Raw genomic sequence first — 12,777 nt, 5'->3', positions numbered from 1 at the left:
TGCCAATCGCCCCTTTGCTCGGCACGCGTTTTTGCGATCCGAGAGGCGAGGGTCTTCACCGATCGATGATGGCATGACTGCTCGCAAGGCCGCAGATTCGCTTTTTGCCGCATTAGCGGACGCTTCCAGACGACAACTGTTGGCGCTGCTGAGCAAGGGGGCGCAAAGCGCAGCCGCATTGGCGCGTGAACTGAACATGTCACGTGCGGGGGTGACGCGTCACCTGAATGCGCTTGACGAGGCCGGCTGGATCGACGTTGCTGTCGATAACAATGGCGAGGCGTTCTATTCGAGACGTTCTCAGGCTGAAGCACAATTCCTGACGGAATGCGTAGCGTTGCAGAAGTCAGCATGCCCCGAAGATGGCGATGCGTTGGACCAACAGGCCGCAGTGTGGGCGCGCGAGTGGCCAGCGGAGGACGCGAACATCTATCTGATCGGGCAACGACTTCTACGGCTATCTGCGCACATCGACCGGGCGCTCAAGGAAGCCGCTGCGAGTCAGGGCCTGCTGGCAGCCGAACTATTGCTATTGGACGCGCTGCTGGTTTCAGGGCCGCCTTATACCCAGTCTCCAACGCAGCTGCAAAAACCGCTGGCGATGACGCTCGGCGGCATCACCAAGTGCGTCAGCAGACTTGAGCAGATCGGCTTGGTGGAGCGCTTGCCGGATCCGGCGGATGGGCGTGGAATTCTCGTGCGAATGAAGTCACGGGCGCGCAAGGTTTTAACGAACATTCTCCATGAGGGGACGTATGGCACCGACTGGGTGGCATCCAGTCATATGACGCCTGAGCGGCGAGCGGCACTGTCGATTTTGTTGCGGGAACTGCATCTGTTCGCAGACGCAGAGGCTGCACGTCGGAGTGCCGAGCGCGCCTGACATAGTTGCGGTGCTCACCGTCTCGATAGCAACGCCTAACTCATCGCCATCTCGGCTGGCAACAAGCGCGCAAGACGCAAGACCAGTCACAGGCCAGCGTTCTTAGCGGGCCTTCTTCTGCGTCTTTTGTTGCCTCCGACGCATCCGGTGGCAATCACCACTCCCCCACAACGGTATCTTGCCGAGCGATAGCTCCGCGGCAACGCATTGGAGCGCTGTCTTCTCGTGCTCGCTCGGTACAAACACCTGGATTAACCGAGATACTTTCCCAGTAAAGTAGATTTACAGATGTTGGTGACGAGCAGGACATTCACGCCAAACGGAGATCCGAGCGATGAGAGCCGCGTATTTCACGAGGGTAGGTTTGCCGCTGGAAGTTAGGAGTGTTGCCGATCCCAGTCCAGCAGCCGGAGAAGTCGTGCTAAAGATTCACCGCTGCGGTATTTGCGGATCGGATCTTCACATGACGGATGGGCACGCTCCGCATTTCACGCTTCCAGAAAATTCAACACTTGGACACGAATTCGCTGGCGAGGTGATTGCCCTGGGAAAGGGTGTAGAGAAGCTGAAGGTTGGCGACCCAGTTACCGCGCTGCCGTTCGTCGGATGCGGGCACTGCGCGACTTGTCTATCCGGCAAGCCCAACTTTTGCGCGCATTTCAAGGGCGCCGCCGCCGGGTTCGCTCAGTATGCAGTCGTGACCGAGCGCGTAACGACCAGGCTCCCGAAGACGTTGAGCATGGAGGACGGCGCACTGATCGAACCAATGGCGGTTGGCTTGCACGGCGTTGCGTTGGCAAAACTCACGCCGGGTGCGAAAGCGCTCGTGATTGGTGCGGGTCCCGTCGGGCTCGCGGCGACGTTCTGGGCCCGCCGCCTCGGCGCCGGACGCATCGTCGTCACCGCTTCCTCACTGCGGCGCGAAGCGCTTGCGCGGCACATGGGTGCGGACGAGTTCATAGTTCCGGAGGAGGGGCAGGATCTGGCGGCGCTGGCTGGCGAAGCTCTTAAGGGTTCACCAGACGTCGTTTTCGAATGCGCAGGGCAAAAGGATCTGATTGCGAAGGCGATTCATTGCGTCAAGCCGCGGGGTGACGTCGTAGTGCTCGGCTTCTGCACGGTGCCAGATCAATTTATCCCGGCAGTAGCGGTGTGGAAGGAAGTGCGAATTCAGTTCGCTGTCACCTACAGTATGCAAGAGTTCACTCATGTCGCTAACGTGTTCGACGCGGGCTGTGTCGAACCGCGCACGATGATCACGGATCGCGTCTCTCTCGACGCGTTACCCGAGATGTTTGAGGCTCTGCGCAATCGCTCGACGCAATGCAAGGTAATGGTGAATCCATGGCTGAGCTGAAATCCTGGCGCGACTATCTCTCCCAGTTGGCAACCGCGGACAGTCTGCTCGAATTGACTGAAACACCCGGCGATCCTCAAACACGCGCGGAGCTGTATCGGCAGTTTCAGATGAATCTTTCGCTGGCCTACTTCATCTACTTCCAATCCGATCCGTTTCATCCTGACTGGCTGCCCTTCCTTAACTCAGTCTTCATGCTGCAGCCGAATCCCGACGATACCTATTTCGTCGCACCGTTGCGAGGAGACCTGCGATACCGGATAGTCGGAGAGCGCGGCAGCGTGCATTTGCTGACGCTCGACTTCGGCCGCGGGATCATGGGCACTACCGATGAAGCCCAACCGCCGCTCGGTCAGTTCGACCTCGACGACGTAGAAATTGGCGATGACGGCAGCTTCGAAATTTTGTTGAGCGCGCGGCGTCCTGCCGGGTACGACGGCAACTGGATCGAGCTGCATCGCGAGGCTGACTTCGCCATGCTGCGCCAGCGCTCGTATGCATGGGGAAGGGAACGCGACGCGCGAATCGCTATCGAGTGCCTCGATGCCCCGCTGTTGAAGCCGTCGATGGGCCACGAGGAGATCGCGAGGCGTACCGGCGAGTTGATGGACTACGCGGAGCGTTTGTCACGTCGCTGGCTCACCCATATGCAGCAACTGCGCACGCGAATCAAGGTGAACGAGTTCGAGTTTTTCGCTTTCGGCGGTGGGCTCGCGAAGCAGGCGTACTGGCAGGCCATTTTCGATTTCGGTGATGACGAAGCGCTCATTCTCGAAACCGCGCTGCCGCAGACGCGCCGCTACTGGAACGTGCAATTGAACGACACACTGTTCAACGCGCTTGACTATATCGATCACCAAAGCAGCCTCAATGGGCATCAGGCACACGTCGACGACGACGGCCATTTTCGCGCGGTGATTGCTCATCGCGATCCCGGTGTCCTGAACTGGCTGGATACATGCGGCGTCAATCGTGGGACTGCGATAGGCAGATGGTATGGGTGCAGCTCGGAACCAGTTCCGACACTCAAACGTGTGCGGCTTTGCGAGTTGCGCAATCACTTGCCGGCAGGAACTCGCTTCATAGACGCGAGCGAGCGCGGCAGACTTCTGCGCGAGAGACGCATAGGTGCGCAGTTGAGACGGCGGTGGTAGCGACAAGAATGGATTTCGGGAGACAACAGATGTCAGTATCGAAACGATTCACGGGTGCGGAGGACGAACTTCACGCGAGCGCGAGTGCTGCCGCTGGCCTGACGGATTTCGGCTCCAGCGCTGAGTACAGGCCGGGCCTGACACAGCTTTTGAACGCGCTCGACGAAGATGGTCCACGCTTCGCGCCGGGCGGACGGGAATTTGCGTGGAATGCTGTTGTCGGTGCTTTGGTTTCGCGCCTGACGCTGGTAGAGGGGCTGCGCAAGCATGCCGACGTGTTGTCGCGGACGCCGCGGCGCCCACTCGTCATCACCGGCATACCGAGAACCGGTACGACCGCGCTGCACAAGCTGCTTTCGGTTGATCCACAATTTCAGGGTTTGGAAAAATGGCTGACCGTCTTTCCGCAGCCGCGGCCTCCGCGCGATACGTGGACCAGCCATGTTCAGTTCCAGGCGACCGCGGCCGGGCTCGAGGCCTTTTTCAGGTCAGCGCCAGAGATGCGCGCGGCACACAATATCGTGGCTGACGAGGTAGATGAATGCCTCGAAATACTCAAGCAGGGCTTTTGCAGCAATCTGTGGGGCTCGTCGTTCCGTGTACCTCAATACGATCGCTGGTGGCGTGAACAGAGCGAATTGCCTGCATATCGTTACCTGGCAAAGACGATCAGTCTCATCGGTGCGCGCGACAGCGAAAAGACGTGGCTCCTGAAGAATCCCGGACACCTGATGCAGTTACCCGCGCTGTTCGAGGTCTTTCCCGATGCATGCGTGGTACAGACACATCGAGATCCGGTGGCGGCGCTGCCTTCGCTCGCGAGCGTGCTGGCGATGGCGCGTCGGATTTCTGAGGGCGAGCAGGTCGACAGGCACGAGATCGGCAGGCGCGAACTGGATAACTGGGCGCGCGCCAGCGAAGCGGCAATTGCGGCGCGCGCGTCCTTGCCGAACCGGCAGTTCCTCGATATCAGGCAGGCCGACTTCCACGCCGATCCGATTGGCACCATGACGCGTATCTACGGCCACTTCGGCTTCGGACTGACCGCCGAAACGATGGAAGCGATGCGCCGACGCGTCAAGCAGAGTCCCGAACGCGCTTATGGCGCGCATCGATATGCGCAGGACGAATTCGGCCTTGCACCGGCAGCGATCAGGGAGCGCTTCTCCCGCTATATGACCACCTATGGACTGCACTGATGAAAACGCCGTCGCTTTCCCCGTTTTCCGGCTTTCTGCAGATCGCGTACGTCACCACCGATGTGGACGAGGCAATTGAGCGCTTTCGCAGAGAACAGAAGGTGCCGACGTGGGCGCGCTTGCCGGGTATTGAAATAGAGTCCATCGCGGGACGTCGCTGCAAGCTGAACATCGCGCTCGCGTTCGTCGGGTCGCTTCAGCTGGAACTGATCGAGCCGCTGTGCGGCGACGACCGCGTGTATCGCGATGCCCTGCCGCGAGACGGCTTCGCGATTCGCCATCATCACATAGCGCAGCTGATCGAGAGCGAAGCGGCATTCGAAACACAGCGTGAGCAAATGGCTGCCGCGGGCGTGCCCATCGTCATCGACGGCCAGTCCCGTGGTTCCGCCCGGTACTTCTATACGGATCACCGGGGGACGCTCGGACACTATATCGAGCATATCTGGTACACCCCTGCCGGTCTCGCTGCGATGGAACAGGTGCCTCGCAATGGAGCGGTCCAATGAACGCTGTCAGCACGGCGCTTCCGGTTGACGATGATCACTGTCTCGCAGTGCACATCGCTACGGCGGCCGGCGGCGCCTTGAACGCGATGCGCGCGTCGGCCGTGCTTGCGGGCAAACCGTTGGGCGCAGTCGGCGATGCCACGGCGAACGAGCTGATTGCAGACATTCTCGCTCGCACCCGACCAGATGACGGCTTTCTGTCGGAAGAATCGGCGCCGGATCCAAAGCGGCTAGCTCTCGATCGTGTATGGATCATCGACCCGCTCGATGGCACGCGCGAGTATGGCGAACGACACGAGGGGCGCGAGGACTGGGCGGTCCATGTGGCACTGACGGTTTGCGGCGAACCCCGCGCTTGCGCTGTGGCACTTCCGGCTCGTGGGGTCACATTCGGAACGTTATCGCCGCCGGAGTTGCCCCCAGCGCCCGAAGGGCGCCTGAAAATTCTGGTGAGCCGTTCCCGCGCTCCGGAACTGGCGCTGAGGGTCGCCCAGCGACTGAATGCTGAACTTGTCCCCATGGGCTCGGCAGGCGCAAAGGCAATGGCGGTACTGCGTGGCGAGGCTCACGCGTATCTGCACGCAGGCGGTCAATACGAGTGGGATTCGTGCGCTCCAGTAGGCGTCGCGCTCGCGGCTGGCCTTCACGCCAGCCGCATAGACGGGAACCCGTGCATCTATAACGGAGTAGACGTCTGGATGCCCGATTTACTCATATGTCGACGTGAGATCGCCGAATCGATGCTGGCCGCCATCGCGGCCGCGCTGTGACTCTGCTTTGTAAAGGATGTGCCATGCCGACGTTGACTCATTTGCGGCGACTTGAAGCCGAGAGCATTCATATCATGCGGGAAATCGTCGCTGAGGCAAATCGCCCAGTGATGCTTTACTCGATCGGCAAGGACAGCGCCTGCATGCTCCACCTGGCAAAAAAGGCCTTTTACCCGGCGCCCCCTCCGTTTCCGCTTCTGCATGTGGATACCACCTGGAAGTTCCGCGACATGTACGCGATGCGGGACCGGATGGCTCGCGAGACCGGAATGGAGCTGATCGTTCACCAGAATCCGGAAGCGAAAGAACTGGGCATCAACCCGTTCGATCATGGTTCGCAGGTTCACACCGACATGTGGAAGACCCAGGGCCTGAAGCAGGCGCTCGACAAGTACGGCTTCGATGCCGCTTTCGGGGGCGCTCGCAGAGACGAAGAGAAATCGCGTGCGAAAGAGCGAATCTTTTCATTCCGTACGGCAACCCACCAGTGGGACCCCAAAAATCAGCGACCCGAACTGTGGCGCCTATATAGCGCGCGAAAGAACAACGGCGAGTCGATCCGCGTGTTTCCCCTCTCTAACTGGACCGAGCTGGACATCTGGCAGTACATCTACCTCGAGAATATCTCCATCGTGCCACTCTATTTCGCGGCGAGGCGGCCCGTGGTGAATCGGGACGGCATCCTGGTGATGGTGGATGACGAGCGCATGCCACTCAAGCCGCACGAGAAAGTAGAGGAGAAAATGGTGCGCTTTCGCACGCTTGGTTGCTATCCGCTTACCGGTGCAGTCGAGTCGAACGCAACGACATTGCCGCAAATCATCCAGGAAATGCTCTTGACGACGACCTCCGAGCGGCAGGGGCGCGTGATCGATCATGACGGCGCCGCGTCCATGGAGAGGAAGAAACAGGAGGGGTACTTCTGATGGCACACGTCTCTGAGCTGATCGGGACCGATATTGAACGGTACCTGAAGCAGCACGAAAGAAAGAGTCTTCTGCGTTTCATTACATGCGGGAGCGTGGATGACGGCAAAAGCACGTTGATCGGCCGATTACTCTACGAATCCAGAATGCTGTTCGAGGACCAGCTTGCCGCGCTCGAAGCCGATTCGAAAAAGGTCGGTACGCGTGGCGGGGAAATAGACTACGCGCTGCTGCTGGACGGTCTCGCTGCGGAGCGCGAGCAGGGCATCACCATCGACGTCGCCTACCGGTTTTTCTCGACCGACCGGCGCAAGTTCATCGTTGCTGATACGCCCGGGCACGAGCAATACACCCGCAACATGATAACGGGTGCTTCTACGGCCGATCTTGCCATCATTCTGGTCGATGCTCGCAAGGGCATTTTGCAGCAAACGCGGCGGCACAGCTATCTGGTGTCGTTGATCGGCATTCGCAACGTTGTTCTCGCGGTCAATAAGATGGACTTGGTCGAGTACTCGCGTGAACGATTCGACGAAATTTCTCGTGAGTATTGCGAATTCGCCAGAAAGATTGGCATCCCTGGTGTGACTGCAATGCCGATTTCGGGCGTAAATGGCGACAACGTTGTTGAAAGGAGCACGAAGACGTCGTGGTACGAAGGGCCGTCCTTGATGCGTCACCTCGAGACTGTCGAGATCGACGAAACGCATTTGCAGGCGCAGCCGTTCCGTTTCCCAGTGCAGTGGGTCAACCGCCCCAATCTTGATTTCCGTGGGTTTGCAGGCACTATTGCATCCGGTGTGGTGCGTGTCGGGCAGCGTATACAGGTACAGCCATCAGGACGGGAAAGCACTGTCGCAAGAATCGTGACGGCGGACGGCGATCTTGACGAGGCCTTCGCGGAACAGTCCGTGACGCTGCTGCTCGCCGACGAAGTGGATGTCTGTCGTGGCGATCTGATTTCAACGGCCGATTCGCCCGCGCAGGTTGCCGACCAGTTCGAAGCAACGCTCGTGTGGATGAGCGACCAACCCATGCTCCGGGGGCGCAGTTACTTGCTGAAAATTGGCACCCGGACCGTCACGGCAACGATATTACCGCTCAAATACAAGCTGAATGTCGATACGCTTGACCGCGTGGCGAGTGAGACTCTCGCCTTGAACGAGATCGGTGTCGCGGAACTGGAGTTTGATCGCGCGATTGCTTTCGATCCGTACGAGCAAAACCACGAGACGGGCGGTTTCATAGTCATTGACCGTATGACCAACAGCACGGTCGGTGCCGGTATGCTGCGCTTCGCATTGCGCCGTGCGAACAATATTCGCTGGCAGACGCTGGAGGTCGACAAACGCGCGCGGCGGGTGCTGAACGGGCACCAGAGCGGCGTTGTATGGCTGACAGGGCTTTCAGGTGCGGGAAAATCGACAATTGCAAATCTGCTCGAGAAGCGTTTGCACGCGATGGGCAAGCGAACCTATCTGCTCGACGGAGACAATGTTCGTCACGGGTTGAACAAGGATCTCGGATTCACGGCCGAAGACCGGGTGGAAAATATCCGACGCATTGCCGAGGTGGCGAAATTGATGGCAGATGCGGGCGTGATCGTCATTACCGCATTCATTTCGCCGTTTCGCGCGGAGCGCGCCCTGGCACGCGAACTGATGGAGGAGGGTGAATTTATCGAGGTCTTCATCGACACGCCACTCGAAGTGGCCGAGGAGCGCGATCCGAAAGGACTTTACAAGAAAGCGCGTAGCGGCGAGTTGAAGAACTTCACAGGCATCGATTCGCCCTACGAGATGCCGCAGAATCCTGAGATCCACATCAACACTCTGACCGTTTCTCCCGAAATGGCCGTAGAGGTGATCTTCGAGAAACTCCAGACCGCGGGATTTCTCGACGTGTCGAGGGGAGCGCCGCTCTGAGACGAAGCGGGGCGGGCGCTTCGCCCGTAGGCGCCGTGCCATTGTTGGTCCCTGCGCGTTCATATTGGTATACGACATTCATTTATGTATACTCCCCGCTGTCGGCTACGGGAGCGGGGCGCAAGCAGGTCAACTTGCGGTCTCCAGCCGCACAGGAGGTGGATGCGGGCAAGCTCGTTGTCGTCGCGGCTGCGGGCCTCGGAAACACGCGACTGATCGATAACCTGGAAGTTTGAGCTTTCCTGGATAAATATCGCGCTCGATCCGAACGATCTGTCGATGTTCGTCCAGGTCGTCCGCGCCTGGTTCGTCTGTTTTCCGGCAAACGCGCGTCATTGCGGCCTGAGGTGCAGATCGTTGCTCACGGATTGCACCCCCGGCACGCCGCGCGTCACGGCAAGCGCTTTCTGAATCTGTGCCTCCGAATCCACGTATCCTGACAACTGCACGACGCCTCGATACGTCGCGACGCTCATCGGCAAGGATCTCAGTTCCGGGTTCGCGACGAGCGCCTGCTTCACCCGGGCGGCGAGCGCAGCGTCGTCAGCGGCGATCTTCCCCGGCGCTGTCAACGGCGGCGTCACCGTGGACTTACAGCCGCTGGTGAACACGAACGCTGGCAATGCGAACGCCGCGACGATCAGCAATCGGCTTTTGATGTATGGCGCGTTTCGCATGTCGGCTATGAAATCCTGATTCGATAAGCGCTAAATGGTGGGCTGAAAAGCGGGCCGAGTGGCGAAGGGATACGGCGCATCTCGGCTTACGAGCTACCTGTATTGGCAGGGCAACCCTTCGCGTCGATTTGGCGAGGCGAATCAGGCGTAGCAATTGCGCAGGTACGAGAGAACGAGTATCTGACTATCGCCATTGCAGTTTCCCACGAACTGCATACGTTAGCCGAAGACGGTATCTGAAGAAGTTTTCCCATGTCTGAGCCTGTCAATCCTCCCAATACCCGGGCGAGCGGGTTTCAAGGTGTCACGCGGAGGGCCGCACTGTCATCGGTCCGCTGGTCAAAGCGCCGCACGGGGGCAACGAAGACCCTTGAAGCGCCCCGCCAGAAGTCTGATGTCCCGGCATAAAGCCTATCTGCATGCCCATTTTCTAAAGAGATCGCGGAATCTGCCGATAAAGAGGTCATCGTACAACACCGGGTTGAAAAGCGGCATGAGAAACGTATCGGTTCGAAATAGTCTCCTGACTGTCTTCCTGATTTTTGCGGCGATGATTTTGCTGGGCGGCGTGATCGGTGTCACCACGCTCAGCCGCGCGAATGCCAATCTCAACCGCATTCATCAGATTGCGACGCAGGAAATTCTCGTCAACGACGCATACAAGGACTCCACACGCACTCGAGCCGCGTTGACACGAGCCTACTCAGCTCTAAAGGAGCGCAACGACGAGACGACGCGAGACTCGGCATTGAAGAGCGCCGAAACGACGATGAACCGGGCGGCTGCGGAAACCGAGTCGTTTCGAAGCGCCGCCGTTTTTCGTGGGCAGGACGACGGGTTGAAGCAGCAGTTGATCGAATCGTCAGTCAACCTCGCCGCGATTCTGAAGAAAGCCTCCGATGCTCTGCGTGCCGGCGATACGAACGCCTACGCCGCTATCAACGATCACGACATTACGTCAACCGGTGTGGCGTATTCGGTGAATGTCGAGAAATTCCAGAGCATCGCTAACACGTTGTCGAACGATGCCATCGCGCAGCTCGATCGCGAATATACGTGGGTCGTCAGCCTGGTCATTTTCGGAGTGAGCGCGGCGCTGGTCCTGATCGTCGCTGCGCATTTCGCGCTGCGGCGCATCGTGACGACTCCGCTGAACGACGCCGCCAATCTGCTCGATCGAATCGCGGCGAATGATCTGACAGCGCGCATCCCCGAGGCGAGCGGCAACGAGATCGGTCAGCTATTCGCGGCGATGCAGCGGATGCAGCGTGGTTTGGCTCAGACAGTGGCGAACGTGCGCAACAGTTGCGAGGCCATTTACGGCGGCGCGCGCGAGATTGCCGCGGGCAATGTGGATCTGTCGAGCCGCACAGAGCAGCAATCAGCGGCACTGGAAGAAACCGCGGCCAGCATGGAGCAATTGACGTCCACCGTCAAACAGAACGCGGATAACGCGCAGCAGGCAAGTGCACAGGCTTCGAGCGCAGCCGATGTCGCCGAGCAGGGCGGCGAAGTGGTCGAGCGCGCCATCGAGACAATGAATTCAATCAGCCAGAGTTCGCGTAGGATCGCCGAGATCACCGGGATGATCGACAGCATCGCGTTTCAGACCAATATCCTTGCGCTGAATGCGGCGGTCGAATCGGCACGGGCCGGTGAGCAGGGACGCGGCTTCGCCGTGGTCGCAAGCGAAGTTCGCAGTCTAGCTCTGCGCAGCGCGGACGCCGCCCGAGAGATCAAGGCCTTGATCGGCGCCTCGGTCGAGGACGTAGCTAACGGCAATAACCTGGTCGCGCAGGCGGGTCAGTCGATGAAGGAGATTGTTAGCGCCGTGCGCGGCGTGGCCACCATCATGAATGAAATCAAGGCAGCAACGATCGAGCAGAGCACGGGCATCGAGCAGGTCGGCCAGGCGGTTACGCAGATGGACCAGGTGACTCAACAGAATGCGGCACTCGTCGAAGAAGCCGCCGCTGCCGCGAGCGCGCTCGAACAGCAGGCGCAGTCAATGACGAATGCAGTCTCGGCATTCCGCCTCGCCGCGCAATAGAAGCTCCGATTGACCGACGCAAAGCGCTGGTCGATTCAGACAATCTAAACCATTTCTAACTGGGGTATGAACATGAACGTTAAAGGCGTGCTGGGCGCCACCGCAATTCTGATTGCCGGTGCTTCCCTCTCCTGCGTGTCACAGGCCGCGACGTATGCATATGTATCGAATGCAGATAGTCAGGATATCTCGGTTTTCAGTCTCGACAAGTCGAACGGCTCGCTTGCGCCCGTGGAGACTGTGTCCGTCGGTGCAACGGTGATGCCGATGGCGTTTTCGCCGGATCACCTTCGGCTCTACGCAGGACTGCGCTCGAAGCCTTATCGCGTGGTGAGCTTTGCGGTCAATCCGCTCGATGGCCGGCTGATCGAACTCGGCAGGGCGCCGCTTGCGGATAGCATGGCGTATATCTCGACGGACGCAAACGGCCGTTATCTCTTTTCCGCGTCATATGGCGGCAACCTTCTGGCGGTGAACCAGATCGGCGCGGATGGTGTGGTCGGCAACGTACAGCAGACCGTCAAGACCGGCCCGATGGCTCATGCGATCCGCAACGCTCCGGACAACCGTTTCGTATTCGCGTCGGTTCTCGGCGCGGATGCCTGGCTTCGTCTCAAGTTCGACGCCTCGAATGGGCAGTTGACCGAGGACGCCGCGCCCGCCTATTCGTTGCCGCCGAAATCGGGACCACGTCACTTCGTATTCTCGCCGGATCATCGCTTCACGTACCTGATCGATGAACTCGACGGCAAGCTGCACGTACTCGCCTTCGATAGCACCCGCGACACCGTCAAGCCGGTCGAAACAGTCTCGATCCTGCCGCCCGATTTCTCCGGCGACAAGCCATGGGGGGCCGATCTCCACCTGACCCCGGACGGGCGATTCCTGTTTGCATCGGAGCGCACATCGAGCACGCTCGCGGCGTACAAGGTGAACGCTGCCTCTGGCAAGCTGACGCGTATCGGTACATACCAGACCGAAAAGCAACCGCGTGGATTCAATATCGATCCGTCCGGCAAGTACTTGCTGGCTGTCGGGCAATTATCGACGAGCCTTAGCGTTTACAGCATCGATCGTAAGACTGGCAAGCTGAGTGCGATCGGACAGTATCCGGTCGGCAAGGGCGCGAACTGGGTTGAACTCGTGGAGTTTGATGGCACAAACGCCGATTGAGGGTTGATTCCCGGATCGCCGTGCGGTGAGCACGGCGTTCCTGATTCGGCTTTCACTGGGCGCCACAATTTGCGTTTTGTCGGCGGTGATGCGTCCAGTCTTCCGAGAGGTGGCGCTGCCTTGGAAAGCACCCGGCGCCCCGTTGCAGAACGTC

The 12,777-nt window shown here is 59.4% G+C and carries 11 protein-coding genes; 10 read left to right on the top strand and 1 reads right to left on the bottom strand.

All coding sequences use genetic code 11. The annotated features are described in order from the left end of the window. Positions 1 to 73 precede the first annotated feature (73 nt). The 8 genes from OKW37_RS35345 to cysN all read left to right on the top strand — a co-directional run bounded on the left by OKW37_RS35345 (position 74) and on the right by cysN (position 8,723). On the top strand, positions 74 to 883 hold the full coding sequence (locus tag OKW37_RS35345) for an ArsR family transcriptional regulator (protein WP_018425452.1): 810 nt from the start codon (positions 74 to 76) through the stop codon (positions 881 to 883). Positions 884 to 1,301: 418 nt separating this feature from the next. Beyond that, positions 1,302 to 2,240 carry an alcohol dehydrogenase catalytic domain-containing protein gene (locus OKW37_RS35340; RefSeq protein ID WP_429403704.1) on the top strand — a complete coding sequence of 313 codons (939 nt, stop codon included), beginning with the start codon at positions 1,302 to 1,304 and terminating at the stop codon, positions 2,238 to 2,240. Further along, positions 2,228 to 3,394: a DUF1214 domain-containing protein gene (locus OKW37_RS35335; protein ID WP_429403703.1), complete on the top strand. Its 1,167-nt coding sequence runs from the start codon at positions 2,228 to 2,230 to the stop codon at positions 3,392 to 3,394. Before OKW37_RS35340 ends, OKW37_RS35335 begins: the two co-directional genes overlap by 13 nt. An 8-nt stretch (positions 3,395 to 3,402) precedes the next feature. Then, positions 3,403 to 4,593, top strand: coding sequence for a sulfotransferase family protein (locus OKW37_RS35330; protein WP_429403702.1), 1,191 nt, complete (start codon positions 3,403 to 3,405; stop codon positions 4,591 to 4,593). Next, positions 4,593 to 5,102 carry a VOC family protein gene (locus tag OKW37_RS35325; protein WP_184050336.1) on the top strand — a complete coding sequence of 170 codons (510 nt, stop codon included), beginning with the start codon at positions 4,593 to 4,595 and terminating at the stop codon, positions 5,100 to 5,102. The genes OKW37_RS35330 and OKW37_RS35325 overlap by 1 nt, the downstream gene beginning before the upstream one ends. Then, on the top strand, positions 5,099 to 5,872 hold the full coding sequence (locus tag OKW37_RS35320) for a 3'(2'),5'-bisphosphate nucleotidase CysQ (protein WP_429403701.1): 774 nt from the start codon (positions 5,099 to 5,101) through the stop codon (positions 5,870 to 5,872). Before OKW37_RS35325 ends, OKW37_RS35320 begins: the two co-directional genes overlap by 4 nt. 23 nt (positions 5,873 to 5,895) lie before the next feature. Next, on the top strand, positions 5,896 to 6,798 hold the full coding sequence (gene cysD / locus OKW37_RS35315; protein ID WP_429403700.1) for a sulfate adenylyltransferase subunit CysD: 903 nt from the start codon (positions 5,896 to 5,898) through the stop codon (positions 6,796 to 6,798). Continuing rightward, the gene (gene cysN / locus OKW37_RS35310) at positions 6,798 to 8,723 is read left to right on the top strand and encodes a sulfate adenylyltransferase subunit CysN (RefSeq protein ID WP_184061909.1); all 1,926 of its coding nucleotides are present in this window, start codon (positions 6,798 to 6,800) and stop codon (positions 8,721 to 8,723) included. The genes cysD and cysN overlap by 1 nt, the downstream gene beginning before the upstream one ends. 332 nt (positions 8,724 to 9,055) lie before the next feature. On the opposite strand, the gene OKW37_RS35305 is transcribed toward cysN, so the two are convergent. Further along, complete coding sequence (locus OKW37_RS35305) at positions 9,056 to 9,400, bottom strand: BON domain-containing protein (RefSeq protein WP_090808886.1); 345 nt, start codon at positions 9,398 to 9,400, stop codon at positions 9,056 to 9,058. A 493-nt stretch (positions 9,401 to 9,893) separates the two neighbouring features. Between OKW37_RS35305 and OKW37_RS35300 the strand changes: the two genes are divergently transcribed. Both OKW37_RS35300 and OKW37_RS35295 read left to right on the top strand, forming a co-directional pair. Then, positions 9,894 to 11,450 carry a methyl-accepting chemotaxis protein gene (locus OKW37_RS35300; protein WP_429404375.1) on the top strand — a complete coding sequence of 519 codons (1,557 nt, stop codon included), beginning with the start codon at positions 9,894 to 9,896 and terminating at the stop codon, positions 11,448 to 11,450. A gap of 66 nt (positions 11,451 to 11,516) precedes the next feature. Continuing rightward, positions 11,517 to 12,623 (top strand): lactonase family protein, encoded by a 1,107-nt coding sequence (locus OKW37_RS35295; protein WP_429403699.1) that lies wholly within the window; start codon positions 11,517 to 11,519, stop codon positions 12,621 to 12,623. Positions 12,624 to 12,777: the final 154 nt, after the last annotated feature.

The organism is Paraburkholderia sp. MM5482-R2 (genome assembly GCF_050436125.1).
Taxonomy (GTDB): domain Bacteria; phylum Pseudomonadota; class Gammaproteobacteria; order Burkholderiales; family Burkholderiaceae; genus Paraburkholderia; species Paraburkholderia tuberum.
Note: the sequence above shows the minus strand (reverse complement) of the source record. Positions and strands in the feature narration are given on the sequence as shown.

Excerpts from the sequence above, each read along its gene's own strand:
- OKW37_RS35320 (WP_429403701.1), top strand. The coding sequence starts at position 5,099 with ATGAACGCTGTCAGCACGGCGCTTCCGGTTGACGATGATCACTGTCTC.
- cysN (WP_184061909.1), top strand. The coding sequence starts at position 6,798 with ATGGCACACGTCTCTGAGCTGATCGGGACCGATATTGAACGGTACCTG.
- OKW37_RS35305 (WP_090808886.1), bottom strand. The coding sequence starts at position 9,400 with ATGCGAAACGCGCCATACATCAAAAGCCGATTGCTGATCGTCGCGGCG.
- OKW37_RS35325 (WP_184050336.1), top strand. The coding sequence starts at position 4,593 with ATGAAAACGCCGTCGCTTTCCCCGTTTTCCGGCTTTCTGCAGATCGCG.
- OKW37_RS35295 (WP_429403699.1), top strand. The coding sequence starts at position 11,517 with ATGAACATGAACGTTAAAGGCGTGCTGGGCGCCACCGCAATTCTGATT.
- OKW37_RS35335 (WP_429403703.1), top strand. The coding sequence starts at position 2,228 with ATGGCTGAGCTGAAATCCTGGCGCGACTATCTCTCCCAGTTGGCAACC.
- cysD (WP_429403700.1), top strand. The coding sequence starts at position 5,896 with ATGCCGACGTTGACTCATTTGCGGCGACTTGAAGCCGAGAGCATTCAT.
- OKW37_RS35300 (WP_429404375.1), top strand. The coding sequence starts at position 9,894 with ATGAGAAACGTATCGGTTCGAAATAGTCTCCTGACTGTCTTCCTGATT.
- OKW37_RS35330 (WP_429403702.1), top strand. The coding sequence starts at position 3,403 with ATGGATTTCGGGAGACAACAGATGTCAGTATCGAAACGATTCACGGGT.
- OKW37_RS35345 (WP_018425452.1), top strand. The coding sequence starts at position 74 with ATGACTGCTCGCAAGGCCGCAGATTCGCTTTTTGCCGCATTAGCGGAC.